Here is a 24,162-nt window from a genome sequence, read left to right as displayed (position 1 = left end):
TCTCAGGCGGACGCTTCCGTCAGCCTGGCCACCTCCGCGTCCGTCAGGGTCAGGTCGGCGACCGCCAGCAGGGCCGGCAGCTGCTCGACCGTCCGTGCGGAGGCGATGGGAGCCGCGACCGTCGGCCGGGCGGCGAGCCAGGCGAGGGCGACCGTGGCGACCTCGGCGTCATGGGCCCCGGCGACCTCGTCGAGGGCGGCCAGAACGCGGATGCCGCGCTCGGTGTCGAGGTGCTTGCCCGCGCCCTCGGCCCGCGCGGAGTCGACCGTCGTACCCGGGCGGTACTTGCCGGTGAGGAAGCCGGACGCGAGCGCGAAGTACGGGACGGCCGCCAGGCCGGTCCGGGAGGCGACCTCCTGGAGCGGGCCCTCGTAGGTGTCGCGCGAGACGAGGTTGTAGTGGGGCTGGAGGGCGACGTAGCGCGCGAGGCCCTCGCGGTCGGAGAACTCCACGGACTCCGCGAGCCGCTCGGCGGAGATGTTGGAGGCGGCGATCTCCCGGACCTTGCCGGCCCGGACCAGTTCGTCCAGCGCGCCGATGATCTCCTCGACCGGCACCGAGGTGTCGTCGAAGTGGGTGTAGTAGAGGTCGATGTAGTCCGTGCCGAGGCGGCGCAGCGAGGCGTCGGCGGCGGCCTTGATGTTCGCCGGCGCCAGGCCCTTGTACTCGGGGTGGGTACTGACCTTGGTGGCGAGGACGACGTCGGAGCGGTTGCCGCGCGCGGCGAACCACTTGCCGATGATCGTCTCCGACTCACCGCCCTTGTGGCCGGGGCGCCACGCGGAGTAGCCGTCGGCGGTGTCGACGAAGTTGCCGCCCCCGGCCGTGTAGGCATCGAGCACGGCGAAGGACTGCGCCTCGTCGGCGGTCCAGCCGAAGACGTTGCCGCCGAGTGAGAGCGGGAAGACCTCGAGGTCGGAGGAGCCGAGCTTGCGAAGAGAAGTCATGCCCTAATTCAACAGCCGTACCGGATTGCCGTATTCCGCTCACGGCCCCCGGGAACGATCAGGGGTTCAGTCCCTTGCTGTGCAGCCACGCCATCGGGTCGATCGCGCTGCCGCCGTCCGGGTGAACCTCCAGGTGCAGATGCGGCCCGGTCACGTTGCCGGTCGCGCCCACGCGCCCGATGACGTCGCCGGTGGCCACCTTCTGCCCCACGCTGACGCTGATGGACGACTGGTGGCAGAACCACAGCTCCGTGCCGTCGTCGAGGGTGAGGATGGTGCGGTAGCCGTACGAGCCGGCCCAGCCCGCCTCCGTGATCGTGCCGCTGTGGATGGCCTTGATCAGCGTGCCGGTGGGGGCCGCGAAGTCGAGGCCGGTGTGGTACCCGGAGGACCACATGGAACCGGCGTCACCGAAGCGGGAGGTCAGGGTGTACGAGGAGGTCGGCAGCGAGTAGCTCTTGGCGAGCTCGGCGAGGCGCGCGGCCTCGGCCTTCTGCTTGGCGGCCTCGTCCGCCTTCTTCTTCTCGGCGGCGACCTTGGCCTCGGCGTCGTCCTTCTGCTGGGCGGCCAGCGCGACCGCCTTCTTCGCGGCGGCGGACTCGGCGGCGTCCTGGGCCGCCTTGTCGATCTGGTCCTGCTGCGACTCGGCCTGCTGGATGATGCGGGCCCGCAGCGCCTCGCCCGCGTCCGTGTTGCCCTGCGCGGCGTCGGCGCTGGTCACACCGGCGCTGGTGAGCGGGGTGGCGGAGCCCTTCGGCGTGCTGGGACCGCCGTCGGATATCAGTGCCTTGGCCGATTCGGTGACCGAGGAGAGGTCGGGCAGCGAGATGGAGACCGGCGGCTTGCCGGGCGCCGCGGTGGCCATGCCGCCCGCGCCGACGGCGGCGATGACACCGACGCCCAGGACCGTGGAGCTGCGGGCGAGTCCCCCGCCGCGCTGCTTGGAGACGCGGTGCCGGCCGCGCAGGGGACGGATGGAATCCTCGGTGGGGTTCCACTCCTCCCAGGGGCCCTCGTCCTTGCCGTAGGCGTAGCCAAAAGTCTGGGTGTCGTTCGGCGGGAACGAAGTGGGCTGGGCGGGCCGGTTGGACGCCACGTGGGCGTGCTCCTTCCTTCCTTCTCGCCTACCGGGTTAGCTGACGGGTTCGGAGCAGGAAGGTCTCCTACGCGCGTCAACCCACGGTGTCTCCACCGTGAAAGACGCTCGATTCACCCCAAGTTGGTGGTTCCCCGGTTCCCTCGCGGGATTCGGCGCGTGCGCACGGAGCCGACTCTTGTGACGGCTGGGACGACCGCGCTGCGTTATCGAACGTTAATAGACGCGGGTACCGGATTCCAAGCTGTTCGTACTGATCGTTAACGACTTTTGGCCAGGACTTACCGTTCATGACCGGCGGAAATCGGGCGAGTTGGCCGCAGCTCCCTACCTGGCGGTTATTTGACGGTGCGTCAGTTGTTATGCGGAGGGACATCGAGCGATCACCCCTCGTGACATCGATCAAGAACGCCCCTTCGCACGGCTACGGCCGCCGTACGGCGAGCAGTGCCATGTCGTCCGTCAGGGCGCCGCCCGCGTGCCGGCGGACCTCCTCCACGAGCGTGGCCAGCAGGGCTTCGGGGCCGGGGAAGGTCCGTCCGGTCAGGCGCGCGGCCGGATCGTAGAAGCGCCCCTGCGCGTCGCGGGCCTCGGACAGTCCGTCCGTGTGGAAGAGGAGCGTGGCCCCGTGCGGGAACTCCGCCTCCTCGGCACGGTCCGGCCAGCTGCCCAACTCGCCCATGCCGAGCGGCAGTGCGGGGTTCGCGGCGGCGAGCGTGACCAGGGTCCCGTCCGCGTGCAGGAGCAGCGGCGGCGGGTGACCGCGGTTGACGATCCTTACGAGGCCGTCCTCGTGCGTGATCTCCGCGAGGACGGCGGTGGTGAACCCCTCGAGGGCGTCGAGGCCCTCGCGCCGGGTGCCCTCGCGGGCCAGCGCCCGCTCCAGCCGCTGCGCGACCGCCTCCGGCGTGGCCTCCTGCTCGGCCGCCTCCCGGAACGCCCCGATGACCACGGCGACGGCGGCCACCGCGCCCATGCCCTTCCCGCGTACGTCGCCCACCGCCAGCCGTACGCCGTGCGGGGAGTCCTGCACCGCGTACAGGTCGCCGCCGATGAACGCGCCCGCCTGCGCGGCCTCGTAGCGCGCCGCGACGTCGAGGCCGCCGATCCGCTGGTCGGGTTCCGGCAGGACGGCACGCTGGGCCGCCTCGGCGATCTGGTGGGCCGAGGCGAGTCGTTCGTCGGTGCGGCGGACGAGGATGTTGATGAGCACGGCCAGCACGCCGACGGTCGCCACCGTGACGGCCTCCGTGATCTCTTCCACCTTGAAGAAGACGCCGAGCCAAATGTGGGCCGTGAACACCGTGAGGAGCGCCACGACGCCGGTGAGCACGGTGCCGCGCAGCGAGAAGAGCGGGGCGGCCACGAGCGGCGCGGCCGTGAAGAAGGGGCCCGCGGTGAAGGCCATCGGGGTGAAGTAGTCGTAGAACGCGCCGAGCAGGATGAGCAGCGCGGGCAACACCCGGACGAGGCTGCGCGCGCGGGAGATCCGGCGCCGGTCCGCCTCGGCCGTGCGGGGCTCCGGCTCGTCCCCCACCCCCGGATCGGGCACGGGGTCCTCGGGCAACCGCCCACCGGACCGGTCGTACGGCTTGTCACATGACTGCTCGCACGGCTCGCCGTACGGCTCCTCCGCCCACTGCGCGCCTCCTTGCTGCTGCCCCACCCGTCCAGGCTTCCCGGCAGGGGGGCGAGGGGCGAGCGGTGGGGGGCCGACCGGGGGACGCGTCAGTCCGAGGGCGGCCACCGGACGCCGCCCGCTCCGCCGCGCCCGTGGTGGTGCCCGGCCGGGGCGACGACGGTCCCGCCGTCCGGCACGAAGTCATGACCGCCGTGACAGGCCCCGAGGAACAGCGCGCACACGGCGAGCAGCAGCGCGAGCGCCGGCGCGCGCCGGACCAGCCACCGAGGACGACTCATAGTGAGCGGAAGACTACAGAAGGTCGGGTCGGCGGGGAAAATCGGGGCGGGACGGCGAACGGGAAAACCGGGCGGCAGGAAAACCGGGACGGTGAACGGGGAAAAAACCAAGGGCCGGAACTCGTTTCCGAGTTCCGGCCCTTGGCCTTCAGTAGCGGGGACAGGATTTGAACCTGCGACCTCTGGGTTATGAGCCCAGCGAGCTACCGAGCTGCTCCACCCCGCGTCGTTGAAATTAGTGTACGCCATCCGCGGGGCCCGATTCACCAGGCTTTTCGCGGACGACCGCGAGGCCGCCCCTACCCTGCCGCGAGAAGGTGCCGATTGGGCGCCACGGCCCGCTCCTCGAACTCCGGCAGTACGACGACATCCGCCCCCGCGGCCACGAGCAGACCGTTCCCGTCGGCCTCCGTCACGAACGTGTCGGGCTCGCGCCATGCGGTGACCACCCGCCGTACCCCCGCGTCGAGGATCAGCCGCGCACAGGGCGCGGGCCGGGACGCCCGCCGCGCGCACGGCTCCAGGCTGCTGTACACAGTGGCGGAGCGCAGCCGCGGATCCGCGGGATCGATCTTCGCGAGCGCCGCCTCCTCGGCGTGCACGACGGGGTCGCCGCCCTCCCGCGAGTGCCCGCGCGCCAGCTCGGTGCCGTCGGCCGCCACCACCACCGCCCCCACGCTGAACGCCGTCGCCGAGGGCGGGCACAGCGCCGCCAGCTCGCAGGCGACGCCCAGCCAGTGCCGGTCCGCGGCGGCGGCGAGGGCGCCTTCCCCGGGTGCGGTGGGGACGTAGCGGATGAGGACGACGTCCCCGACCGGTCGTGTCTCCACCAGCCGCATCCGGCCCGGCGGATATCCCCCGGGTCCGAACAGCCGTGGCGCGTCCGGCTCCCCCACGAAGAGCGGCGCGACGGCGAGCTGCAGCTCGTCCGCCAGCCCCTGTGTCATCAGCTGGGTGTGCACACGCCCCCCGCCCTCGACCATGAGCCGCCGCACTCCACGGGCGTCGTGGAGGTGTTCGAGCACGACGCGCCAGTCCAGCTCGGCGCCGGTCGGGACCACGTCGACGTCCAGTCCGCGCAGGGTGTGGGTGGCGCGTTCGGCGCCCTTGTCCGTCGTATAGACGACCTTCTCGCCGCCCGTGTGCCAGAACTGGGCGTCCGGGTCGAGGTCGCCGGAGCCGCTGACGGTGACCTTCAGCGGGTACTCCGGGCGCCCGGCGGCGACCCGCGCCGCCCGCCGCTCGGCGGAGTTGACCAGCAGCCGGGGGTTGTCCGCGCGGATGGTGCCGGCGCCGATCAGGATCGCGTCGCTGGACGCCCGTACCTCGTCGACCCGGTCGAAGTCGGCCGGGCCCGAGAGCAGCAGGCGTTCGGGGCCGGTGTCGTCCAGGAAGCCGTCGAGGGAGACGGCGGCGGACAACAGGACGTAGGGGTGGGGCATGGGGCGCACTCTCCAGCTCCGAGCGCAGGGCTCCTAGTGGTTCAAGTTTTAAACAATACCTAGACTGGCGGCATGACGACCCGCTGGCTCTCCCCCGCCGAGCAGCGCGCCTGGCGCGCGTACATCGCCGCCGCCTCGCTCCTGGAGGACACGATCGACCGGCAGCTCCAGGCCGAGACCGGCATGCCCCACCTTTACTACTCCATCCTGGCCATGCTGTCCGAGGCACCGGACCGGCGGCTGCGGATGACCGACCTCGCCGAGACCCTGAAGATCACCCGCAGTCGGCTGACCTACGGCGTGACCCGGCTGGCGAACGACGGCCTGGTGCGCCGGGAGGGCTGCCACAGCGACAAGCGCACCCAGATCGCGGTCCTCACGGACGAGGGGACGGCCGTTCTGGAGCGGGCGGCGCCGGGTCACGCGGAGCAGGTCATGACGGCGGTCTTCGACCGGCTGACCCCCGAGCAGGTGGGGCAACTGGAGGAGATCTGCGGGGCCATCACCCGCGGCATCCAGGGGGAGGATCCCGCGGCCTGCGGGGAAGATCTGCCGTGGCGACGGCGTTCCTCATGAGTCGGCGACGGCGTTCCTCGTAGTCGGCAACGGCGTTCGTCGTGACCCGTACGACAGCACTCTCAGTGAGCCGTACGGCACAGAATCGAGCAAAGTCGTTGCTTGAACTTTAAAGCACCGTGTACTGTCTGTCTCCGAGGCAGTGCTTCAAAACTGAAGCACCACCGGCACAACTCGCACCACACCCGCTGGACCGGAGAGACAACATGCGCGATTTCCCCACCGCCACGGTGCGCACCCGCGTCACTGTGCCCCTGCGCTTCGGCGACGGCTACTCGGTCGACGCGCAGTTGGTCACCTTCCACGGCCTCGTCGACGACAAGGAACACCTCGCCGTCGTGCTCGGCGAGCCCGGCGCGACCCCGCTGGTGCGGCTCCACTCCGAATGCCTGACCGGTGACGTCTTCGGCTCGGCCCGCTGTGACTGCGGCCCGCAGCTGCGCGAGGCGGTGGAGCAGATCGCGGAACGCGGCGGAGTGCTCCTGTACCTCCGTCAGGAGGGCCGCGGCATCGGCCTCTACAACAAGCTCGACGCGTACGCCCTCCAGGACCAGGGCCTCGACACGTACGCCGCCAACGCCGCCCTCGGCCTGCCCGAGGACGGCCGGGACTACACCGCGGCGGCCCAGATGCTCCAGGCCCTCGGCATCGACGACCTGGACCTGCTCTCCAACAACCCGGACAAGGCCGAGCAGCTGCGCGACCTCGGCGTCACGGTCTCCCACCGCGTCCCGACGGGCGTCTTCACCACCGCCCACAACGTGCGCTACCTGCGTGCCAAGGTCCTCCAGACCCAGCACACGCTCCCCCTGCCGGAACTCACGGCGGGCTGAGCCATCGGGCCGCACGTTCCCCAAGCACACCGAAGCCCCAGGTCAGATTCCCTCTGACCTGGGGCTTTTCGGTAGACCCTGTGGGACTCGAACCCACAACCAATGGATTAAAAGTCCACTGCTCTGCCAATTGAGCTAAGGGTCCACACGCCGGCCCGTATCGATCCCGTGCCGATGCATCCCCGAGCATAGCCGGACGTGGCCGGGACTCCGATCGGGTATCCGCGTCCCGGCCACGCCAACAGCGAACAGCCCTACGGATCAACCGGTTCGGGCGCGTCCTTGCGCGCCGCCACGCGGGCGAGCGTGCGGGCGTGGTCGGGGTTGAGGAACCAGTGGCGGGCCGACACCAGCCACCAGGTCGCGGCGAAGCCGAGGACGACGAGGACCGCGACCGGGGCGTAGTTGAAGGTCTCCCAGGTGACCGGCGAGACCTGCGGCAGCATGAACAGGACCGTGATCACGACGACCCAGGCGACCGAGACGACGCCGATCGCACGCGACCAGCGGCCCAGGTGCCACGGCCCCCGCTCGAACGCCTCTCCCTTGCGCAGCCGCAGCAGCGTCGGGATGACGTACGCGATGTAGAGCCCGATCACGGCGATCGACGTCACGGCCGCGTACGCCGTCACATTGATCAGGTACGGCAGCCCCAGCACGAGCGCGCCCAGCGCCGCCAGCCACACCGCCGCGACCGGCGTGCGGGTGCGCGGGCTCACGGTGTGCCAGACCCGGGAGAACGGCAGCGCCCCGTCGCGCGAAAACGCGTAGATCATGCGGCTGTTGGCGGTGACGGACGCCATCCCGCAGAAGAGCTGCGCGCCGATCACGACCAGGAGCAGGAGCTTGCCCGCCGTCGCCCCCAGCGCGTCGAGCAGGATCTGCGCCGGCGGCGCGCCCGTCGCTGAGCCCAGCTCCTTGTCGTACGACTGGATGGCGAAGGTGAAGCCCAGCAGCAGCACGAATCCGGCTATCCACGAGGTCCAGATCGACTGCACGATGCCCTTCGGGCCCGCCGTCGACGCGTCGTGCGTCTCCTCGGTCATATGGGCCGAGGCGTCGTACCCGGTGAAGGTGTACTGCGCCATCAGCAGGCCGACGAGGACGACGTACACGCCGCTGCCCCAGCCGGTGTTGTTCACGAAGTGCGTGAACACGAAGGACGCCGACTGATGGTGGTCCGGCACGAAGGCCAGCGCGCCCACGATCACCCCGACGCCCAGCACGTGCCACCACACGCTGATGTCGTTGAGGAGGGCGACGATCCGGACCCCGAAGGTGTTCAGCAGCCCGTGCAGGACGAGGATCCCGGCGAAGAGCAGGATCGTACGGCCCGGCGTGATCGTGAAGTCGAACTGCAGGTTCAGGTACGCGCCCAGGAAGGACGCCGCACCGAAGTCGATCCCGGCGGTCACCGCGACCTGCCCGAGGACGTTGAACCACCCCGTGAACCAGGCCCAGGCGGCGGCCGACCTCGCGGGCGCCAGCCGGTGGGCCCAGAAGTACAGCCCCGCCGAGGTCGGATAGGCCGAACAGATCTCGGCCATCGACAGCCCCACGAACAGCGTCATCAGTCCGACCGCGACCCACCCCCAGGTGATCACGGCGGGGCCGCCGGTGTTCATGCCGAACAGATACAGCGTCAGACACCCCGAAAGAACCGAGATGATCGTGAACGAGACCGCGTAGTTGGAGAACGCCGACATGCGGCGGGCGAGAACCTGCGTATAGCCGAGCTGGGCAAGCCGTTCTTCGTCCGACAGCCCACTCGCCTTGGCGTCATCTGTCATGCCCCCAGCGATTCCCTCGCCGGGGGATCGACATGCACCGATCAAGACGTCGGGTTGGCTAGAAAAGGCCCTTATAGCCCTGCCAGCCGCTCCCGATCTTCACCCGCGCCGCGAACGACCCCTTGCCGGTGCCGTTCTGACGGTACAGATTGCCCGCGGTGTCCCGCGCGACCAGGTCCGCCTTGCCGTCACCCGTGATGTCCCCGGCGCCGACGACGACGTTGTACGACCCGCCCCAGCCCGCGAACACCTTCGTCCGCGCGCCGAACGACCCCTTGCCGGTGCCGTAGTAGCGGTACAGGGTGTTGCCCTTGTCCTGGGCGAGCAGGTCACCGATGCCGTCGCCGTTCAGGTCACCGACGCCGACGACCTTCTTGTACGTCTTCCAGTTGGCGTACAGCTTCACGCGCGCGGACAGCTTGCCCGTGCTCGTGCCCTTGTAGAGGTACACCGTGCCGGTCGCCGTGTTGCGCGCGATCAGATCCGGGCGGCCGTCGCCGCTGATGTCGCCGGGCGAGGTCAGGACGTCGTACTGGTTCCAGCCGCTGGTGCCGAGCGAGGTGTACGCCGTCGACGGCTTCAGCGTGCCGTAGCAGTCCGGCTTGTACGCGCGCAGTGCCCCGCTGGCCAGCCGGACCAGGACGTCGTTGCAGCGGTCGCCGCTCAGGTCGCCGAACGGCACCACCTTGTTGGTCGTCGTCCAGCCGCTGCTGGTGCCGAGGTTCACGGAGAACGTGCCCTTGCCCGAGCCCTGTCGGAAGCCCAGCGTGCCCGAGGAGCTGAGGGTGAGCAGGTCGCCGACGGAGTCGCCGCCGCCGATGTAGTCGTGGCGGGCCGGCGCGGCGCCGAACAGGGCGACCGTGCCGCTCGCCGTCACCGGGGCGCCGACGCCGTCGGCCGGTGTGACGGACAGCGTCCAGTCGTACGACCCGTTCGTCAGGAACGCCCCCTTGGCGTCCGTCCCGAACCAGCCGACCTTCACCTCGCCGCGTGTCGCACCGCCGTCCCGCGTGTCCACGACCTTGCCGGTGGCGCGGCTGCGCACGGTCAGCCGCCAGCCCGCGGTCGGCTTCGACAGCAGCAGGGTGGTCAACGTGGACGGCGTCGTGTCGATCTCCCGCGCGACGAGGGTGGACGCCGAGCCGACCGGGGCCAGCAGGCGCAGCGGCTGCTGGATCACGCCGGTCGGCACGAGGTGCACGCGCTCCTGGTCGTCGACGTAGGCCACGTTCCCGGTCGACTCGTCGACCGTCCAGCGCACCTCGCGCTGGGAGATTCCGGTGTCGGGCAGTGCGCCGATCACACGGCTCACAGGTGTGCCGTCCGCGACCGTCGTGAGGACCAGTTGCCCGGCCTGCTTGTCGTGCGTGACGACGAATCCGTCGCCGAGTTCCGCCTCGCCGGCCGGGACGGGCACGGACCTCTTCGCCGTACGGTCGTAGACGCCGGCCGTGCCGTCGGCGCAACTCCAGTACAGCCAACGGCCGTTGGCCCGCAGTTCGGTCGGTGCGCAGCCGGCGTCGATGGTGAGGGTCTCGGCGGTCTTCTTCGTGGTGAGGTTGTACGCCGTGACGGTGCCGGGGGTGGTGCCCGGGGTCCACAGGGTGTCGCCGGAGAGGGCGGCGGCGCCGGGCGGGCGGGTGAGCGCCGGGTTGCCGTCATTGCCGATCTTGTAGACGGTCTGCGCGGTGTCCGTCGTGTGGATCAGGTACTGGCCGGACACGTCGGTGATCCGGCCGCCGGCGGGGACCCCGCGCTCCCAGAAGGAGTACTGGGCCGGCCCGGCGACGCGAATGCGGTCGCTGGTCGTGGTGTCCTTCGTCAGCCAGGCGGCGCGACCGTCGGCCGTGCCGTGGAGCTGGGAGCAGCCGACCTCCGTCGCCGGGCAGGTGCCGAGGTTCAGTGCGGTGCCGTCGAACGACGAGCGTGCGCCGAACTCGGGGGTGCCGGTCACGGCGACGGTCCGTACGTAGTCGTCGCGGTATCCGCCGGGGCCGCCGGTGTCGGCGACGAGCAGCCGCCCCTGTTCCAGGGACAGTCCCTGGATCTTGATCGGCGGCTTGGGCAGCGCCTTGACCTGGGTGACGACCGGACTGCCGTCCGGGCCCGGCTTGATGCGCTGGACGCCCCAGTCGTCGGCGGTGGTGCGGCCGATCAGGACGGCGGTGCCGTCGGAGACGGCGGAGGAGTAGACACCCGACGAGGGCATCAGGGTGACCGTGGGACCGCCCGCGATCGGTTTGGCGAGCACCGCCGTACCGCCGCTGGGCCGGTGGACCAGCCAGTCGCCGACCACGGCGAGATCCTGGGCGGGGTTCACGCCGCTGCCCGACAGCGTGACCTCGGCCGGGGCCGCCGACAGGTCGGAGCGGGGGAGCACCTGCACGGCGGTCTCGTTGACGTTGAACAGGACCACGTGCTCGGCGGTGACCTTGGCCCTGAGGTAGACCTTGGAGCGCGGCGGGGTCCAGTCCCGCACCTGCCCCGTCCGCCGGTCGACCATGACCGACAGGTACTGGCCGTCCTTCGCGCCCTGGAACAGCAGCCCGTCGGCGTCCCCGTCCAGGGGCTGCCCGAGGTTCACTCCCGCGGGCACTCCGCCGACCGGCACGTCACGCGTGCTGCCGTCGGCCTCCGGGAGCAGCAGGTGCATCTCCCGCCAGGCCGTGCCGTTCTCGTCCTGCACGACGCGATAGGCGACCGCGAGGTCGCTGTACGCGGTGAGCAGCGTCAGGCCCGAGGGTGTCCGGAGGGTGCGGGTGGTCCCGTCGACCGCGTTCCACAGGTCGACCCTGCCCCCCTCGTAGCGGTACGCGAGGACGTCGCCGCCGGTCCCCCAGGTACCGGTGATCCCCGCAGGCCGGGTCACGGGCACCGACGTCCCGTCCGCGTACCGCGTCCAGACCAGCCCGGACCCCTCCAGCGTGTGGAAGACGCCCTGCTGTCCCGCGCCGTCGTGGCCGGACGTCGACCCGCTGTAGAGCTCGGCCGAGGTGTAGGTGCCGCGCAGCGTCGCCGGCACCACCGTCTCCTGCGGCGCGTCCGCGACCGCCGTCGGCGACGGCAGCAACGGGCTCAGGCCGGCCGCCAGCACCGCGGAGGCGGCGACGAGACGCAGGCGCACGAAGGCATGACGAGTCAAGAAGACCCTCCCCGAAGAACGAGACGGGACGCGCACCGCTTCTCGATGCCCCCGGCCCCCCGGCCGTCGCATCCGTCTCAGAAGTCGGCTGATCTTACAGCGAGTTCAAAGTTTTCGGAAAGCCTTTCGAAACAGCGCGGGGCACAGCCACGGGCACGGAAAACGCCGTGGCCCCCACCGGATTCGGTGGGGGCCACGGCGTTCAGCACTCGCGGACGTCAGTGGACGTCAGCAGATGTCATCGGACATCAGCCGTTGCGCTTCCAGCGGGGCTTCTCGTCACGGCGGCCGAAGGAACCGGTGCCGGTACCCGTGCCGGTGCCGGTGCCGCGGTGGTCGTCGCGACGGCCGTACGGGCGGTCGTGGCTGCCGGCGCGGAAACCGCTGGAGGGACGGTTGTCCTGGCGGTCGCGGTTGAAGGGACGGTCGCTGCCACGGTGACCGCCACGGTCGTCGCGACGCTCGAAGGTACGGCCGGCGGTGCCACGGTCGTTGTCCCGGCGGAAGCCGGAGCCACCGCGGTCGTCACGACGCTCGAAGGTACGACCACCACGGTCGCCGTCCCGACGGTCACGGTCGAAGCCGCCACGGTCGTCACGACGGTCGTTGTCCCGACGGAAGCCGGAACCACCGCGGTCGTCACGACGCTCGAACGAACGACCACCACGGTCATCACGACGGTCGTTGTCCCGACGGAAGCCGGAACCACCGCGGTCGTCACGACGCTCGAACGAACGACCACCACGGTCATCACGACGGTCGTTGTCCCGACGGAAGCCAGAGCCACCGCGGTCGTCACGACGCTCGAACGAACGACCACCACGGTCATCACGACGGTCGTTGTCCCGACGGAAACCGGAACCACCACGGTCACCGCGGTCGTTGTCGCGGCGCTCGTAGTTGCCCCGCTCGTCACGGCGCTGACGCGACTCGTAGGACGAACGCTCGGCGACGGGCTGCTCGGACACGGCCGGCGTCTCGGCAGGGGCCTCGGCCACCGCCTGCTCCGCCAGGGCCTCCGCGGCCGCGACGACCGCCGCCTCCGGGTCCTCGCCCCGCTCGCGCGCGGCACGGGCCACCAGACGGTCGGCCTCCCCACGCAGCTCGACCGCACGACGCTGCGCGCGCTCCAGCTCCTTGGTGAGCTGCGAGACCTCACGCTCGGCCTGCTGCGCGGCGTCGCCGGCCGACTGGGCCTGGACCTCGGTCATCGACCGGGCGCCGGTGATCTCGGCGACCTCGGGCTCGAAGGCCGTACCGGAGTTGATGATGTGACGCGCGGCGTCGACGCCCGCGTCCTCCATCAGCCGGAAGATCTGACGGCGCTGGTGCGGCAGGGAGAGGGACACCACGGTGCCACTGCGGCCCGCACGGGCCGTACGGCCGGAGCGGTGCAGGTAGTCCTTGTGGTCACCGGCCGGGTCCACGTTCAGGACGAGGTCGATGCCGTCGACGTGGATACCGCGGGCGGCGACGTCGGTCGCGACGAGCGCGTTGACGTAACCGTCCTTGAAGTCGGCCAGCGTCCGGGTGCGGGCGCCCTGGGTCATGCCGCCGTGCAGCGCGTCGGCCTTCACACCGGCGTCGCGCAGCTGCTCGGCGATACGGTCGGCGCCCAGCTGGGTGCGGACGAAGATGATCGTGCGGCCCTTGCGGGAGGCGATCGCGGCGGTGACCGGCGCCTTGTCCTTGGGCTTCACGATGAGGATGTGGTGGGACATCGTCGTGACGTTGCCCTGGGCGCTGTCGACCTCGTGCGTGACCGGGTTGGTCAGGTAGCGCTTGACCAGCGTGGAGATCTCGTTCTCCATGGTGGCCGAGAACAGCATCCGCTGGCCGCCGGCCGGGATCTGGTCGAACAGCTCGGTGACCTCGGGCAGGAAGCCCAGGTCGGACATCTGGTCGGCCTCGTCGAGAACGGCCACCTGGACGTTCTCCAGCGAGCAGGCGCCGCGGTTGATGATGTCGCGCAGGCGGCCCGGGGTGGCGACGAGGACGTCGACGCCGCGCTCCAGGGCGTAGATCTGGTTACCCATCGACGTACCGCCGCAGACGACCTTCATCTTCAGGCCGAGGACGTCGCCGTAGGGCTGCAGCGCGTCGGCGACCTGCATGGCCAGCTCACGGGTCGGCGTGAGGATGACGGCGCGCGGCTTCTTCTTCTCGGTGTGACCGCCGGCGAGACGCGCCAGGGTCGGCAGACCGAAGGAGAGGGTCTTGCCGGAGCCGGTGCGGCCACGGCCGAGGATGTCCTTGCCGGCCAGGGCGTCCGGGATGGTCGCGGCCTGGATCGGGAACGGGGTGGTCACACCGTTCTGGGCGAGCTTGCGGACGACGCCCTCGGGGAGGCCGAGGGAGTCGAAGGTGATCTCGGGGGCGGCGTCGACGGTCTCGACCGTCTCCACGGTCTCGACGGCGGCCTGGACGCCCTCGTTGTTGTCGTTCTCGTTGTTCTCGGGCACGACGACGTGATCAGTACTGGAAACAGACATGCGAAATGCGAACCTTCCGGAGTTCTTCGGCACGCGCCCAAACTCCGTGAAGTCGCAATCGACCGCCTCTATGCGGTCCGGCCACGGCAAGGGAGAGTACGCGCCACACGCGGCGCTCTCTGCAATGGCGCCGGGCAAATGGGATCAAACGATCTACCACCATACGCACCCCCCACCCCTGAAGGCAAACTGACCCTCAAAGGGGCAGGTCAGGCACACAGGGGAGGTCTTACGTCTGCTGGCAAGTGGTTCCAACACCAGCGATGGCCGAACGTATTCCCGCCCCCTCCGCCGACTTTCTCGCCGCTCCCTCCGCAGGCTTTCCCGCCGGCCCTCCGCCGACTCTCCCGCCGGCCCTCCGCTCGCCGGTCCTGCGCCCCTCCCGGCCGCCCGTCCACCACCCCGTTCACGCCGGCCGGCCCGCCCGCGGCGCCGGCTCCCGGTCCACCAGTTGCGTGGTCTGCTCATGCGCCGAGGACGAGGGCTCCGCCGTGGTCGGATCGGGCGTCGGCGTCACGGGCGGCGGCGGAGGAGGGGGCGGCGGAGTCGGATCGGACGTGGCGTGCGTGGGACTCGGCGCCCCGTTCGACGGCGGAGGCTGGTCCGGCTGCCCCTTGCCGTCCCCCTTGCCCGTCGCCTTGGCGGACGGCTTCGCGCCGCCGGAGGCCGACGCGGACGCGGAGGCCGACCCGGAGGCGTGCTCACCGGGCTTGGCGGAGGCGCCGCCCCTCACACCCGTCCCCCCGTGGAACCCGCCACCGCCCCCGTCCCCCGCGGACCCCCCGTCGGGGGCCTGGCCACCGTGCCGCCCCGCCGAGTGCGCGGGCCCGGGCCTACCCGCGTCGTCACCCACGCTCACACAGCCGGCGGCGGACGCGACGACGATGACCGTGGCGGCCAGACGGACGGGTACGTACAAGGCGCGCACGGGCAGCCACCTCCGGAGGGGGTTCTCCCCTGCTCGGCGGGGCCGAGAGTCTGGGGATGGATCGGGGAGTCCCCCTGACCAACTCCCGCCGCCCACAAGAGGACACGCGGGAACATGACACACGTCCCCAGCCCCGGGCGGCGTCAGCCCCCGCCACCCACTCCCCGCTCACTCACCCGTAGCCGAGCGCGTGCAGCCGTTCGTCGTCGATCCCGAAGTGATGCGCGATCTCGTGCACCACGGTGACCTCGGTCTCCGCGACCACGTCCTCCCGCGTCTCGCACATCCGCAGCGTCGGCCCCCGGTAGATCGTGATCCGATCCGGCAGCACCCCCGCGTACCACTCCCCGCGATCGGTCAGGGGAGTTCCCTCGTAGAGCCCGAGCAGCTCGGGATCGGCGGGGTCCGGCTCGTCCTCGACGAACACCGCCACGTTGTCCATCAACCGCGTCAGCTCCGGCGGAATCCGGTCCAGCGCCTCGGCGACCAGTTCCTCGAACTCCTCGCGCGTCATCTCCAGCACACGGCCATTGTCCGGTACGACCGCCTCTCAGGAGAGTCGACGACAGCCCCGTACACCCCGCATACCCACCCCCGCACTTGGGCATACGGGACCAATGGCCCGCGTCCCCGCTGCCGTCACCACCGCCACATCCGCCGTCACCAGCTCCATATCCGCCGTCACCACCGCCGTCACCAGCTCCATATCCGCCGTCACCACCGCCATGTCCGCCCTCACCACCGCCCTGACCCGCAAGCACCGCTCCCTCCGCTCCCGCCGCACCCGCCGCTTCCGCCCCGTCACCGAGGAACTCGTCCAGCAGCCGAACCCGTACGCCCGGGCGCTCGGCCTGATGGCGGTCGTCCTCCTCGGTGCCTGGCTGGGCCTGCTGATCGTGGGCAATGTGCGCGTCCCGGTCGGCCCCATGAACACCACGATGACCCTGCGCCCCTCGGTCACCGGCGGCACCAAGATCAACGTCTCCCCGCTCGGCGCCCTGGAGCTGAACAGCCACATCGCCCCGGTCCGCCTCGACGTGAACGTCGACCAGCTCGACCCGGTCCGCGCGCAGGCCCTGGTCGACCACCCCGAGCGGCTCTCGGGCCTGCAGGACGAGGTCGCGCAGGACGTCGAGCACGGCACACTCGACCTGGCCGTACGGTCCTGCGTCGCGGTCGTGTCGGGGGCCACGGCCCTCGGCCTCGCGGTCTATCGCCGCCCGCGCCGCGCCCTGGCCGCCGGCGGCCTGGCCCTCACCCTGCTCGCCGCCTCCGGCGCGACGGCCTTCGCCACCTGGAACCCGAATTCGGTGCTGGAACCGAGGTTCTCCGGGCTGCTCTCCTCCGCCCCCTCCCTCGTCGGCAACGCCCGCAACATCGTCAGCGAATTCGACGTCTACCAGAAGGAGTTGGCGCGCCTGGTGACGAACGTGACGAAGCTGTACGACGTCACCTCCACGCTCCCGACGTACGAGCCCGACCCGTCCACGATCCGGGTCCTGCACGTCTCCGACATCCACCTCAACCCCGCGAGCTGGAAGATCATCGCGTCACTGGTGAAGCAGTACGCGATCGACGTGATCGTCGACTCCGGCGACACCATGGACCACGGAACGTCGGCCGAGAACGGCTTCCTGGACCCCATCCCCGACCTGGGCGCGCCCTACATCTGGGTGCGCGGCAACCACGACAGCCTCGTCACCCAGCGCTACCTGGAACGCCTGAAGAACGTGCACGTCCTGGACGACGGCCGCGCGATCACGGTCGCGGGCCTGCGCTTCGCCGGCATCGGCGACCCCCAGTTCACCCCCGACCGCTCGGCGGTCCCGGGCGGCGACGCGGCGGAGGATCTGGCCGGCGCCCGCCTGGCCTCCGCTCTCCGCGACCAGCGCACGGCAGGCACCCCCGTCGACATCGCCATCGCCCACGAGCCGTCGGCGGCCCGCGGGACGGACGGCGAGGTGCCCCTCGTCCTGGCCGGTCACCTCCACCACGAACAGACGGAGGTCATGAAGTACGGAACCCGCCTGCGCGTCGAGGGCTCGACGGGCGGCAGCGGCCTGCGCGCGATCGAGGGCAAGTACCCGGACCCCATCGAGGCCTCGGTCCTCTACGTCGACCGTGACACCCGCCGTCTCCAGGCCTGGGACGAGATCAAACTGGGCGGCCTGGGCCTGACGACGGCCGAGGTCAGCCGCCACCTCCCGAAGGAGAACCAACCGGGCGCGCCTCAGTCCTCCTCCCCCTCCCCGACCACCTCCACGACCACCCCGTAAACCGTTTTGGCGATACCTCCCGCCATCCCATATGCTTCTCACGTCCCCGACGCGCTGAGAAGCGCCCAGGCGGGCCGATAGCCCTCATCGTCTAGCGGCCTAGGACGCCGCCCTTTCAAGGCGGTAGCACGGGTTCGAATCCCGTTGGGGGCACGCAACACCGTGTGCGACACTGTTTTACGCGTCGCACGCAACAGCTTGGTCCTGTGGAGCAGTTTGGAGTGCTCGCCACCCTGTCAAGGTGGAGGCCGCGGGTTCAAATCCCGTCAGGACCGCTGAGGTTTCCCAGGAAACCTCGTGGCTGGGTAGCTCAGTTGGTACGAGCGATCGCCTGAAAAGCGATAGGTCGCCGGTTCGACCCCGGCCCCAGCCACAAGAACGAAAACCCCCTCCGGGTCAACTGGAGGGGGTTTTCGTCGCTCACAGAGAGCCTGAGGGGGGTTCTTGAGACACATCGCCAGAGGGCTGGTGACGGCCGGCGCCGTCCTGGTCGCCACACTCGCGATACCCGGCACGGCCCACGCCGCGGGACCGAACGTCGAGAATGCGTACAGCGACCAGGCCGACTGGTCGGTCCTGGACGTCCGCCTCAACTACAGCGGCTCGGTCGACAAGATCACAGCCAGGCTCCGCCCGGCAGGCAGCGCCGAGTCGGACGCGCCGGTGGCCACGATCACCGACTTCACGCGCAAGTACGACTACAGCTCCTGGGACAGCATCTGGGCCTCCCAGCCCATCCATCTGGACACTCTGGGCGCCTACACGATCGACATCGAGGCCACGGACTCCTCGGGCGAGACCACCGTCCAGCAGAACGCCGGCACTCTGCGCTATCAGAAGCAGCCCGTCATCACCGGTTACTCGGTCACGCCGACCGAACCGGACATCGAACACAAGACGGTCACGGCCACCGGTGACATGGCCGTCCGAGACCCCAGCACCCGCGAGACGGTGCCGCTGCCCGGCGCCACCGTTGACCTCACGTTCGACGGGAACGACAAGACGACCGCTGTCACGGACGACGCCGGCCACTTCTCCGCCTCCCACGAGGTGGTGGACGGCGGCTGGACCTTCGCCCAGTACAACGGCGACCTGGGCTTCGCCACCGGCCCCTGGGTGGAGGTCAGGCCGAAGACCGCGCCGACCCGGATCGTCCTGGACAAGAGCAGCCTCCACGTCACCGCGAACGACAAGTTCAACGTCACCGGAGCGCTCCAGTACCAGAGCGGCACGGAGTGGAAGCCGCTGTCCGGCATCGCGCTGCAGATGGACTACAAGGACTGCACCACCTGCAGCCCCGTCCAGTCGACCACCGACGCGAACGGCCGCTTCTCCTTCTCGAAGTACGCGTACGGCAGCAAGGTGGTCTACGAGGTCGGCTTCCCGCCGTACCCGTACACCCCCTTCATCCAGCGCACCACGAAGGCCGACGTCACCGTCGCGGCCACCGCCACGACGAAGTTCACCGAGTTCACGGCGCAACTGGACGAGTACGCACAGCTGGACATCACCGGCAGCGTCGACCTGGTCGGACGCGACAGCAACGACCGGATCGGCGTCGACATCCAGTACTCGCCCGACGGCAGGACGCACTGGAGCACCAAGAAGACGGTGCAGACCTCCGTCGGCTCGCAGTTCATCGTCGAGAAGCTGCCGGGCTACACGGACGGCTACTGGCGGCTGCACTACGCAGGCTCCACCGCCAAGGACATCAAGGGCGGCGTCAGCGGCAGCCTGCGCAGGAACCGCGCGCTCACCCGGATCAAGGACGCCAACGCGTCCCCCGAGCCTGTCTCCAAGGGCCGGACGATCACCGTCAAGGGCGTGCTCCAGGAGCGCAAGGCCGGCACCACCTCCTGGAAGGCGTACGGCGCCAAGAAGGTGGAGATCCTCTTCCGGCCCAAGGGCAAGAAGACCTGGTACCTGATGTCCACCGTCACCACGAAATCGAACGGATCCTTCAGCAAGGGCTTCAAGGCCCAGCAGGACGGCACCTGGGTTCCCGTCTTCCTGTATCCCGACAGCAAGCACTTCGTGGGCGACGGCACGGAGGACTACGTCGACGTGCGATGACACCCGCGCGGACAGCTGAGAAGGGGCGGACCCGAAAGGGTTCGCCCCTTTCCGCACGCCGGGACGGGCGCGTCTGCACGCCGGGACGGGCGCGAGCGGCGACGGGCGGCTCGCTTGGCACCGGCGCTCGACCGCCGCTATGTTCTGGCCGGTCCAGCAGGTTTCTTCGGGGCGGGGAAGACATGAGCCGGAACGTGGCCAGAGTGATTCAGGACACCGAATTGGAGAAGGACCGGGCCCGGTACGGGCTGTTCGCCGTGGTCGTCAGCATTCTCGCGATCTCGGTCGTCGCGATCTTCGGCGTCTGGCGGCTCGACGGCGACAAGGCCGTGATCGTCGGCGTGCTCACCGCCGCGTTCACCGCGGTGAGCGGCATGACCACCGCCTACCTGGGCATCAAGGCCGTCTCCAACACCGCCCAGTCCATGGCCCGGGAAAACCGTCCCCGCCAGGAGTCCGCGCCCGCCGCCCCGTCGGCGCCCGCTGCCACGCCCGAGCCCGCCCCCGCCGCCTCCCCCGAGCCTCCGCCGCAGCGCACCCCCTGACCTGTCCCCGCACCCCGCCCAAAACCGTTCGCCAGTAATTTCGGCGAGGTGAGATCCTGGACGGCGTATGTCTACGCATCCTGCCCCCGTCCTCGGCGACCTCGCCCCCCGCCTGGCCGAGCTGTCCCTGCGCGACGCGCACCGGCTCGGCCGCAGGCTCGAGGGCGCGCGCCGGATCCGCAAACCAGAAGCCCGCGCCGCCGTGCTCGCCGAGATCGACGCGGAGGTCACCAAGGCCGAGGCCCGCATGGCCGAGCGCCGCATCCGCGTGCCCGCCGTCACCTACCCCGAGCAGCTCCCGGTCAGCCAGAAGAAGTCCGACATCGCCGACGCCATACGCGACCACCAGGTCGTCATCGTCGCTGGTGAGACCGGCTCCGGAAAGACCACCCAGATCCCCAAGATCTGTCTCGAACTGGGCCGCGGCGTCCGCGGCATGATCGGCCACACCCAGCCCCGCCGCATCGCCGCCCGCACGGTCGCCGAGCGTGTGGCGGAGGAGCTGGACACCCCCCTGGGCGAGGCCGTCGGCTGGAAGGTCCGCTTCACCGACCAGGTGAACCCGGACGGCACCTTCGTCAAGCTCATGACGGACGGCATCCTGCTCGCCGAGATCCAGACGGACCGCGAGCTGCGCGCGTACGACACGATCATCATCGACGAGGCCCACGAGCGCTCCCTCAACATCGACTTCCTGCTCGGCTACCTCGCCCAGCTGCTCCCCAAGCGCCCGGACCTCAAGGTCGTCATCACGTCGGCCACGATCGACCCGGAGCGCTTCTCCCGCCACTTCGGCGAGGCCCCGATCGTCGAGGTCAGCGGCCGTACGTACCCCGTGGAGGTCCGCTACCGCCCGCTCCTCGAGGAGGAAGGGGACGACGCCGACCGCGACCAGATCACCGCGATCACGGACGCGGTCGAGGAACTGCAGGCCGAGGGCAAGGGCGACATCCTGGTCTTCCTCTCCGGCGAACGCGAGATCCGCGACACGGCGGACGCACTCACGAAAAAGAACTACCGCTTCACCGAGGTCCTCCCCCTCTACGCCCGCCTCTCCCACGCGGAGCAGCACCGCGTCTTCCAGCCCCACACCGGCCGCAGGATCGTTCTGGCGACCAACGTCGCCGAGACCTCGCTCACCGTCCCGGGCATCAAGTACGTCATCGACCCGGGCAACGCCCGTATCTCCAGATACAGCCACCGCACCAAGGTCCAGCGCCTGCCCATCGAGCCGGTCTCGCAGGCCAGCGCCAACCAGCGCAAGGGCCGCTGCGGCCGTACGTCGGACGGCATCTGCATCCGCCTGTACTCCGAGGACGACTTCGACGCCCGCCCGGAGTTCACGGACGCGGAGATCCTCCGTACGAACCTGGCGAGCGTCATCCTCCAGATGACAGCGGCCGGCCTCGGCGACATCGAGAAGTTCCCCTTCATCGACCCGCCGGACCACCGCAACATCCGGGACGGCGTCCAGCTCCTCCAGGAACTGAACGCACTCGACCCGTCCGAGAAGGACGTACGCAAGCGCCTCACGGACACCGGCCGCAAGCTCGCCCAGCTCCCCGTCGACCCCCGGCTGGCCCGCATGGTCCTGGAGGCCGACAAGAACGGCTGTGCGCGCGAGGTCATGGTGATCGCCGCGGCGCTCTCCATCCAGGACCCGCGCGAACGCCCCGCCGACAAGCAGACGCAGGCGGACCAGCAGCACGCCCGCTTCAGGGACGAGACGAGCGACTTCCTCGCCTTCCTCAACCTCTGGCGCTACGTCCGCGAACAGCAGAAGGAGCGAGGCTCGTCGGCCTTCCGCCGCATGTGCAAGCAGGAGTACCTGAACTTCCTGCGCATCCGCGAGTGGCAGGACATCTACACCCAGCTGCGCACGGTCGCCAAGCAGATGGGCATCCATCTCAACGAGGACGACGCGGCGGAGCAGAGCGTCCATGTCTCCCTCCTCGCCGGCCTGCTCTCGCACGTCGGCATGAAGGACGTGAAGGAGACCGGGGGCGAGAGCGGGAGGAGTACGGGCAAGAACGAGTACCTCGGCGCCCGCAACGCCAAGTTCGCGATCTTCCCGGGTTCGGCCCTGTTCAAGAAGCCCCCGCGTTTCGTGATGTCGGCCGAGCTGGTGGAGACCTCCCGTCTCTGGGCCCGGGTGAACGCCAGGATCGAGCCCGAGTGGGTCGAGCCCCTGGCGGAACACCTCCTCAAGCGCACCTACAGCGAACCGCATTGGGAGAAGGACCAGGCGGCCGTGATGGCGTACGAGAAGGTCACCCTCTACGGCGTCCCGATCGTCGCCCAACGCAAGGTCAACTACGGTCGTATCGACCCCGAGACGAGCCGCGACCTCTTCATCCGCAACGCGCTCGTGGAGGGCGACTGGCGCACGCACCACAAGTTCTTCGCCGACAACCGCAAGCTCCTGACCGAGGTCGAGGAGCTGGAGCACCGTGCCCGCCGCCGGGACATCCTGGTCGACGACGAGACGCTGTTCGACTTCTACGACCAGCGGGTGCCGGCCCATGTCGTGTCCGGCGCGCACTTCGACTCCTGGTGGAAGCACAAGCGCCATGACGAGCCCGAGCTCCTCGACTTCGAGCGTTCGATGCTCATCAACGAGAAGGCGGGGGCGGTCACCAAGGACGACTACCCCGACTCGTGGCGTCAGGGCCGCCTGAAGTTCCGGGTGACCTACCAGTTCGAGCCGGGCGCGGACGCCGACGGCGTCACGGTCCACGTCCCGCTCCAGGTCCTGAACCAGGTGACGGACGAGGGCTTCGACTGGCAGATCCCGGGCCTGCGCGAAGAGGTGGTGACGGAGCTCATCCGTTCCCTCCCCAAGCCCGTCCGCCGCCACTACGTCCCCGCCCCCAACTTCGCGAAGCGGTTCCTGGACCAGGCGGTCCCGCTTCAGGAGCCGCTGCCGACGACCCTCGCCCGTGAGCTCAAGCGGATGGTCGGTGTGCCGGTCACGGCCGACGACTTCGACTGGTCCCGCGTCCCCGACCACCTGAAGATCACCTTCCGGATCGTCGACGAGCGGCGCCGCAACCTGGCCGAGGACAAGGACCTCTCGGTCCTCCAGCTCCAGCTGAAGCCGAAGGCGCGCAAGGCGATCTCGCAGGCCGCGGCGGCGACGGCGGAGCGCGAGGGCGGCGAGTCCCTGGAACGTACGGGCCTCACGGACTGGACGATCGGCACGCTGACGCGCGTCTTCGAGACGCGCCGGGCCAGCCAGCCGGTGAAGGCCTACCCGGCCCTGGTCGACGACGGCCCGACGGCGAACACCGTCTCCGTACGTCTCTTCGACACGGAGGCCGAGCAGGCGCAGGCCATGTGGACGGGCACCCGGCGGCTGATCCTGCGCAACATCCCGGTGAACCCTGCCAAGTTCGCCTCGGACAAGCTCACCAACGCCCAGAAGCTCGCCCTGTCCGCCAACCCGCACGGCTCCGTGCAGGCCCTGTTCGACGACTGCGCGACGGCGGCGGCGGACAAGCTGATCGGCGACTTCGGGGGCCCGGCGTGGGACGAGGAGTCGTACCGGAAGCTGTATGACAAGGTGCGCGCCGAGATCGTCGACACGACGGTCCGGACGGTGGGCCAGGTGCAGCAGGTCCTCGCCGCCTGGCAGGCCTGTGAGCGCCGTCTGAAGGCCACCGGCAGCCCCACCCTGCTGGCAAACCTCACGGACGTACGGACGCAGCTGAACGCCCTGGTGAAGCCCGGCTTCGTCACGGCGACCGGTCTGCGCCGGCTCCCGGACCTGATGCGCTATCTGGTCGCCGCCGACCGGCGCCTGCAGCAGATGCCGACCGGCGTCCAGCGGGACACCACCCGCATGGAGAAGGTCCACGAGATGCAGGACGAGTACGCGTGGCTCCTGGAGCAGATGCCGCAGGGCCGGCCGGTCCCGCAGCAGGTCCTGGACATCCGCTGGATGATCGAGGAGCTCCGGGTCAGCTATTTCGCCCACGCGCTCGGCACGGCGTACCCGGTCTCCGACAAGCGCATCGTGAAGGCGATCGACGCGGCGGTGCCGTAACGGGACCTGCACGGTGGGTGAGTTCGACCCCGGGCTCACCCTCCTGTACAGTCTCTT

16 protein-coding genes, 5 tRNA genes and 1 riboswitch are annotated in these 24,162 nt (G+C 70.1%); of the genes, 9 read left to right on the top strand and 12 right to left on the bottom strand.

What is annotated here, in order from left to right; translation table 11 throughout:
* Positions 1 to 2 precede the first annotated feature (2 nt).
* From AQJ27_RS34320 to AQJ27_RS34295, 6 genes are all read right to left on the bottom strand, one after another.
* Complete coding sequence (locus AQJ27_RS34320) at positions 3 to 947, bottom strand: aldo/keto reductase (protein ID WP_067377155.1); 945 nt, start codon at positions 945 to 947, stop codon at positions 3 to 5.
* A gap of 58 nt (positions 948 to 1,005) precedes the next feature.
* The gene (locus tag AQJ27_RS34315) at positions 1,006 to 2,043 is read right to left on the bottom strand and encodes a M23 family metallopeptidase (RefSeq protein ID WP_067377152.1); all 1,038 of its coding nucleotides are present in this window, start codon (positions 2,041 to 2,043) and stop codon (positions 1,006 to 1,008) included.
* A 10-nt stretch (positions 2,044 to 2,053) separates the two neighbouring features.
* Positions 2,054 to 2,211: riboswitch (cyclic di-AMP (ydaO/yuaA leader) on the bottom strand.
* Positions 2,212 to 2,467: 256 nt separating this feature from the next.
* On the bottom strand, positions 2,468 to 3,595 hold the full coding sequence (locus tag AQJ27_RS34310; protein ID WP_425275248.1) for a PP2C family protein-serine/threonine phosphatase: 1,128 nt from the start codon (positions 3,593 to 3,595) through the stop codon (positions 2,468 to 2,470).
* Between the two features lie 176 nt (positions 3,596 to 3,771).
* Positions 3,772 to 3,963, bottom strand: coding sequence for a hypothetical protein (locus tag AQJ27_RS34305; protein ID WP_067377149.1), 192 nt, complete (start codon positions 3,961 to 3,963; stop codon positions 3,772 to 3,774).
* 152 nt (positions 3,964 to 4,115) lie between these two features.
* Positions 4,116 to 4,189: transfer RNA gene (locus AQJ27_RS34300), tRNA-Met, on the bottom strand.
* A 73-nt stretch (positions 4,190 to 4,262) separates the two neighbouring features.
* Positions 4,263 to 5,405, bottom strand: a complete 1,143-nt coding sequence (locus AQJ27_RS34295; RefSeq protein WP_067377146.1) for a dihydrofolate reductase family protein — start codon at positions 5,403 to 5,405, stop codon at positions 4,263 to 4,265.
* A 72-nt stretch (positions 5,406 to 5,477) separates the two neighbouring features.
* Between AQJ27_RS34295 and AQJ27_RS34290 the strand changes: the two genes are divergently transcribed.
* Together AQJ27_RS34290 and AQJ27_RS34285 are read left to right on the top strand one after the other, a co-directional pair.
* Positions 5,478 to 5,981 (top strand): MarR family winged helix-turn-helix transcriptional regulator, encoded by a 504-nt coding sequence (locus tag AQJ27_RS34290; RefSeq protein ID WP_067377143.1) that lies wholly within the window; start codon positions 5,478 to 5,480, stop codon positions 5,979 to 5,981.
* A gap of 206 nt (positions 5,982 to 6,187) precedes the next feature.
* Positions 6,188 to 6,814, top strand: a complete 627-nt coding sequence (locus tag AQJ27_RS34285; RefSeq protein ID WP_067377140.1) for a GTP cyclohydrolase II — start codon at positions 6,188 to 6,190, stop codon at positions 6,812 to 6,814.
* Between the two features lie 72 nt (positions 6,815 to 6,886).
* Here the strand turns inward: AQJ27_RS34285 and AQJ27_RS34280 are convergent.
* The 6 genes from AQJ27_RS34280 to AQJ27_RS34255 form a co-directional block, all read right to left on the bottom strand.
* A tRNA-Lys gene (locus AQJ27_RS34280) sits at positions 6,887 to 6,959 on the bottom strand.
* A 109-nt stretch (positions 6,960 to 7,068) separates the two neighbouring features.
* Positions 7,069 to 8,604, bottom strand: coding sequence for an amino acid permease (locus AQJ27_RS34275; protein ID WP_067377137.1), 1,536 nt, complete (start codon positions 8,602 to 8,604; stop codon positions 7,069 to 7,071).
* A gap of 58 nt (positions 8,605 to 8,662) precedes the next feature.
* Entirely contained in the window at positions 8,663 to 11,746 is a 3,084-nt protein-coding gene (locus AQJ27_RS34270) for an FG-GAP repeat domain-containing protein (protein ID WP_067377135.1), read from the bottom strand.
* Positions 11,747 to 11,994: 248 nt separating this feature from the next.
* A complete protein-coding gene (locus AQJ27_RS34265; RefSeq protein WP_067377132.1) occupies positions 11,995 to 14,238 on the bottom strand; it encodes a DEAD/DEAH box helicase in 2,244 nt (747 codons plus the stop codon).
* 406 nt (positions 14,239 to 14,644) lie between these two features.
* A complete protein-coding gene (locus AQJ27_RS34260; RefSeq protein WP_067377129.1) occupies positions 14,645 to 15,166 on the bottom strand; it encodes a hypothetical protein in 522 nt (173 codons plus the stop codon).
* 172 nt (positions 15,167 to 15,338) lie between these two features.
* Positions 15,339 to 15,689 (bottom strand): metallopeptidase family protein, encoded by a 351-nt coding sequence (locus AQJ27_RS34255; protein ID WP_067377126.1) that lies wholly within the window; start codon positions 15,687 to 15,689, stop codon positions 15,339 to 15,341.
* A 202-nt stretch (positions 15,690 to 15,891) separates the two neighbouring features.
* Here AQJ27_RS34255 and AQJ27_RS34250 point away from each other — a divergent pair, with 202 nt between their 5' ends.
* The 7 genes from AQJ27_RS34250 (at position 15,892) to hrpA (ending at position 24,105) form a co-directional block, all read left to right on the top strand.
* Positions 15,892 to 17,442 carry a metallophosphoesterase family protein gene (locus AQJ27_RS34250; RefSeq protein ID WP_096240163.1) on the top strand — a complete coding sequence of 517 codons (1,551 nt, stop codon included), beginning with the start codon at positions 15,892 to 15,894 and terminating at the stop codon, positions 17,440 to 17,442.
* Positions 17,443 to 17,522: 80 nt separating this feature from the next.
* Positions 17,523 to 17,595, top strand: a tRNA-Glu gene (locus AQJ27_RS34245).
* A 47-nt stretch (positions 17,596 to 17,642) separates the two neighbouring features.
* Positions 17,643 to 17,717: transfer RNA gene (locus AQJ27_RS34240), tRNA-Asp, on the top strand.
* 24 nt (positions 17,718 to 17,741) lie between these two features.
* Positions 17,742 to 17,815, top strand: a tRNA-Phe gene (locus AQJ27_RS34235).
* A 71-nt stretch (positions 17,816 to 17,886) separates the two neighbouring features.
* Positions 17,887 to 19,515: a hypothetical protein gene (locus tag AQJ27_RS34230; RefSeq protein WP_235613683.1), complete on the top strand. Its 1,629-nt coding sequence runs from the start codon at positions 17,887 to 17,889 to the stop codon at positions 19,513 to 19,515.
* Positions 19,516 to 19,709: 194 nt separating this feature from the next.
* On the top strand, positions 19,710 to 20,060 hold the full coding sequence (locus AQJ27_RS54960) for a hypothetical protein (RefSeq protein WP_425275246.1): 351 nt from the start codon (positions 19,710 to 19,712) through the stop codon (positions 20,058 to 20,060).
* A gap of 67 nt (positions 20,061 to 20,127) precedes the next feature.
* Positions 20,128 to 24,105 (top strand): ATP-dependent RNA helicase HrpA, encoded by a 3,978-nt coding sequence (gene hrpA / locus AQJ27_RS34220; protein WP_067377114.1) that lies wholly within the window; start codon positions 20,128 to 20,130, stop codon positions 24,103 to 24,105.
* Positions 24,106 to 24,162 lie beyond the last annotated feature (57 nt).

Source organism: Streptomyces olivochromogenes (assembly GCF_001514115.1).
Classification (GTDB): domain Bacteria; phylum Actinomycetota; class Actinomycetes; order Streptomycetales; family Streptomycetaceae; genus Streptomyces; species Streptomyces olivochromogenes.
This window is presented reverse-complemented; position numbering and strand designations above follow the sequence as displayed.

Bases quoted from the DNA above. Each gene is read 5' to 3' on its own strand.
- AQJ27_RS34320 (WP_067377155.1), bottom strand. From the start codon at position 947: ATGACTTCTCTTCGCAAGCTCGGCTCCTCCGACCTCGAGGTCTTCCCG.
- AQJ27_RS34305 (WP_067377149.1), bottom strand. From the start codon at position 3,963: ATGAGTCGTCCTCGGTGGCTGGTCCGGCGCGCGCCGGCGCTCGCGCTG.
- AQJ27_RS34295 (WP_067377146.1), bottom strand. From the start codon at position 5,405: ATGCCCCACCCCTACGTCCTGTTGTCCGCCGCCGTCTCCCTCGACGGC.
- AQJ27_RS34290 (WP_067377143.1), top strand. From the start codon at position 5,478: ATGACGACCCGCTGGCTCTCCCCCGCCGAGCAGCGCGCCTGGCGCGCG.
- AQJ27_RS34285 (WP_067377140.1), top strand. From the start codon at position 6,188: ATGCGCGATTTCCCCACCGCCACGGTGCGCACCCGCGTCACTGTGCCC.
- AQJ27_RS34275 (WP_067377137.1), bottom strand. From the start codon at position 8,604: ATGACAGATGACGCCAAGGCGAGTGGGCTGTCGGACGAAGAACGGCTT.
- AQJ27_RS34265 (WP_067377132.1), bottom strand. From the start codon at position 14,238: ATGTCTGTTTCCAGTACTGATCACGTCGTCGTGCCCGAGAACAACGAG.
- AQJ27_RS34250 (WP_096240163.1), top strand. From the start codon at position 15,892: ATGTCCGCCCTCACCACCGCCCTGACCCGCAAGCACCGCTCCCTCCGC.
- hrpA (WP_067377114.1), top strand. From the start codon at position 20,128: ATGTCTACGCATCCTGCCCCCGTCCTCGGCGACCTCGCCCCCCGCCTG.